The organism is Pseudoalteromonas sp. G5_S1_14_S5 (assembly GCF_054968605.1).
Genome location: NZ_JBQKUM010000141.1, coordinates 1 through 4661, shown reverse-complemented (window position 1 = coordinate 4661; position 4661 = coordinate 1). Strand labels below are relative to the sequence as shown.

The following is a 4661-nucleotide window of genomic DNA, read 5'->3' as shown; positions in this document are numbered from 1 at the left end:
AAAAAGGGTGTTTGTGTCATTATTGGTGGCTAAATGTTGGATGAGTGAGCCAGTTGCCTCAATGGCTAAGCGATAGTGAAAAGCATCCGACTTATTTTCTTCAGAAGAGGTGTGCGCAACGACGGGGGTCTGAGTATAAATATCAATATCATCAACTAAGCTGTAACCCATTAATGATTTGACGATATCCGTGGCCGTCTCCAAAGCTGCTAACCATTCCGACTCGGTTGTTACACCATCTCCATTCCCTTCATATAGTCCGTCACTGATATCTGCGTTTTGTATGGCTAGCTTGACGGCCATTGTTGTCAGTGGTGTCGCTATGAGATTGATGTCTTGAGCATTTTCGGAGAATGTGTTGGCAGGAAGAAATGAGTACATTGTATCAATTATGGGCACTGCGTTATTTCCGAGCTCTACGGTCTCCTCCGTGGTGTTAACAACCAGTATGTAATGTCGCTTCAAGTCCGGAATGGTTACGCCCTCAAATTTTGCCTGCCGATCGGTCTTACCTGTGTTGACTAATCGCCCTAAAAAATCAGGTTGGGATAAATCCAATTCATATAACTGTACTTGTGCATTCACCCATGGCGCTTTCACGGCAGAGCCACTGACTGTATGGCCTTGATGAAGACTTTCTTGCATACCTAGATAAGAATGATTATCACACCCCATCATCGTCATTGTCATGCACGCTATTAGAAAAAAACGCATACCGAAACCTCATGAACACACATCTCTAATACATTCAGTATAGACGTGGAAATGCAAACAGATTGAAGGTAAGGGGGTCATGGGCTCAAAAAAAAGAATTGAACACTTCAAAAAGGAACGCATTGTACCGATATGCAGCAATTGCTAACAACGCAAAACCTAAGCCCATTTCTCATTCCCAGAGATCACTTCAAATTATTCTGCGTCTTTTTACCCTGCATAAATGTATACCTAATTAAGGGCAATCTGTATTAGGTTGCATTTCCCATTGCTCAGCTATGCCATGCGCTAGGGTTACTTCAACCAATGTAAAATCACAGCTTTCTTGACTAAGAATCTTTACTTTGAGATTTTCAGCTGACAGTTCCCATCCACCATTTAATCTTAGCAGGTGTCTTATCGGTGATGGGTCTGAGCCGTTAGAACGCATACTAAACCCTAAATCTGGATCAGCCATCGCGATAGATAAAGGGTTTGAATCCACATTTGTATCTTTCTCCATCATGATTAATGCAGGCTTTGAAACTGAGTAGACATGTCCTTTATCTATGATTGAGCTCGCATTAAAAATGGCAAAACCCCAAGCATCATCTTTTTCAACAATATGGGCAACATCATTCTTTTGATGCACAATGTAGGGTATTTGTTGAGAGAACTGATCAGCAAATGTCGTCATCTTTTCTTGATTTGTGGCGGGAAACAATAGGTATTCATATTCACCATGAGTAGGATTAATCCCATGATTAATGTAGCCTAAATGATAAGATTCTATCGGGTTGTTAGTTAGATCCTCTGTGGCATTACTGTTCTGCTGCGGTACCTGTTGTGCAGTGTGTTGCAATATTATACCAGCACCAGAATGAACGAAATAAAAGCCTGTTCCACTGTTGTCGATTAGCCACTGATTCGCCATATTTCCCACATCATAAGTAGAATCATCTACCACTGCATCTGCTATACCATTCACATTTATATTGTTGAGCCCACTATCTTGTCTTTGATAAAGGGTAGTAACAGCCGGATGCTCGCTACTATTTTCTGCTGTAATATTGGAGCCGAGATTAATAATTAAATCTTCAAAGTAAAAGCTGGACTTTTTAAAGCTAAAGCTTTTATCACGAGGAACAGTACTCACTTTATTGCCATCATAATACACCGCCCCCCAACCAGAAATTTCCTCTTTTTCTTTGAAGTTCATAGCAAATAGCCCGATATCCCCTTTTACATGCTTCAAAGGAAGTAAAGGAGTATCTGACTTTTTAAAGCTTAATGCACCTGCAAAACCGTATTCTTGATATTCATCTACGCGATTAAACTCGGCCAATAAATTTATCCAAGGGAGCACGATAGTCGTCGCTCCAGGATTATAATTCCAGTTCCATGTTCTATGATTATAACCATTATCTACTTTACTACCGTGATAAATAACCTCTTGCGCACCATAACTTTGATACCGTCCAAATCGGTTAGCATTGGAATAGATCTCAGCCCCCCATAACGATCGAGATTGCCCTTTATTGACCACTAGCCAATCCTTATGCCGCAATAAGGCATAGTTTGCATAATTAAATTGATAAACCCCTTCCATGGGATAAACCTCTTCATTGCCACCGTTAAGTGGTGTTGCATTAGGGTAAACAAATTTGAGTAAGGTTGCGGTATAGGAGTTATCTACCGGTCGAATGGAGTCTAACTCGAGTTGATTTAACTTGGAAATGTAAGCACTTGAAATGTTTTGTAGTCTATTTGTAAGTCCTCTACCACTAAGAGATAAAGGTGAAAAACGATTATCATTGCCGGTTAAGGCTAATAAACTCGCGGCTTTGAGCAAATTATTCAATTTATTAGCCGGTATTTTATAGTGAGTATCAATCAAATAGATATTTCCCTCAATTAGACTTTTATAGCTATAGAGGTAACTCGGATGATGAGACCAATGATGAAATGTTGTACCATCTGGTTTAATTCCGTCAAAAGTTGTTGGGCTATGAGTTAATACGCGGTTTGAAAATCGCTGCACTGCTGCTAATTGTTGATGGGTTCTATTTTCATCTGTAAATAAAAAAGAATGTGGAATAAGAAATTCAAATCTTAAATACACATCATCCGTTGAAATAAATGATCTTGTCGCTAGTCCATATTGCTTATCACTCATCCAGAGATATTTAAATACGTGTGACTCTTTAGATAATACCGCACTGAATAATGTTTTTACGTGTTCAGATAAATGATCGCTCAATAGCAATATTTCATCGCTAGCATCATCAATCCCATAGAAAGGTATAGTAAAGTCACCTCGACACACTTGTTCACTTAAATATCGAATTAGATTATTGGCCTTGTTTATATAATCGATATCGTCTGGATGGCTTTTTAAATATGCAGCTAAAGTTCTAGCTATATTACGTAACTCTCCATATGAAGAGAAGTTTTTATTTGATGTTAGTTGATTATTGCTATCTAAAGAAAAATTAAAAGCATTATAGTAATTATCAACATTGCTCATATCTGTGGGATTATAATTTTCACCCACTTTTGTATTATATATGGCTGTTTTAACTTTTAACAAATCCTCAGCATTAAAGTCAAGTTCAATATCTTCGTCGGGAGTATGAATTGCAAAACATTGAGCAACAGGAGAGATATTATAATCGCCCACAACAATATCATGTAGTCTAATCTTTATGTTTGGCGTTGAAGATTGTATTTCAAGTAAGACTTCTTGACCGCCTTCTGTCATAAAATGTTGTAATGAAAGCGATTGAGGTTCATTTGGCTTTAATACTAACGTTTGGGCGCTGACATATTGACTGCTATTTGTTAATTTCAACCCTATCTCTAGACTAATATCATCATTATTAATCACGCTATTAATGTGCTCTGCACTAAGTGATAAACCAAAATCAATCGTTTTGTAGTTTCCAACATGAAATCGATAACTGACACCTATTGGTTGAGGGCTATCTGCAGGGGTAGTGATCAATAAATCAGTAAGCTGGTTATCACTGCCATTTTGATATGAAATTATCGGCGAACCAATCACTTCTCGTTTAACGACTGTCACCAAATTAGGACTAATAAACTCTTGATGCCAAATAGGAAAAAGATTGACGAATACAGTGGATACACTTACAAGGCCAGTATTACTAGTAGTAGTAAGACTAAAGGCAAGAGTATCTGACTCTTTTTCACCTAATGCAGGAAGATTGACAGCAAGGTTAGCTGTCTCGGTATTGGTGAGTTCAGCTTCGGTTCCTGACAACTGCTGCCAAGAATAGTCGAAGTTATCATCATCTTGCTCGTCTATATCAGAATGAATAATAATATTAGTTCGTTCAATAGCACGTATATCGGCCATAGGCCTGTTAAAGGGGCTATTTTGCTCTAAAATCATCTCACTTAATGGATTGCCCATAAATACAAGCCGTTCAAGATAGGGTTGATTGGATAAATCAAGGCTCATTAGCTGATTGCTTGATAAGTTCAAGCTAACAAGTTCGCTTAATGAACTTACATTCACTTCTGTGAGAGTGTTATCCGATAAATCTAACTCTTTTAACCCGGTTAATACTTCTAGCCCCGTTATATTATTAATCTCTAAATTACTGCAATTAAGGCTCGTGATTTCATTGACCAAATGCCAACCATTCTCGAAGGCTGTATCCTTGACACACTGTGCTAAATTAGCGTCAACAAATGCTAGAGGCTCCCCACCTTCAAATTCAAGCACATCGAAAACAAATATTGATGTACTATCAATTAAATTATTTTCAATATCATTCACAGAATGATATTGACGCGAAAAAAGATTAATAAGCTTTAATATATTTCTTTCAGCCAATAGTGTATTCGTTCGAATGACTTCATTTAAATAATCGACTTCTTCCTGTTTAATATTATCAAAACCAACGTCTTGATATGTGGATAGCTCAGGAGCACCAACACCA

Annotated in this window: 2 protein-coding genes; both read right to left on the bottom strand. The window is 37.9% G+C overall.

What is annotated here, in order from left to right; translation table 11 throughout:
• A partial coding sequence (locus ACTRWI_RS21965) for a hypothetical protein (protein ID WP_499133825.1) occupies positions 1-714 on the bottom strand: 714 nt, incomplete at its 3' end.
• A 235-nt stretch (positions 715-949) separates the two neighbouring features.
• The coding region (locus tag ACTRWI_RS21960; RefSeq protein ID WP_499133824.1) for a polysaccharide lyase family 8 super-sandwich domain-containing protein at positions 950-4661 on the bottom strand (3712 nt) is incomplete at its 5' end.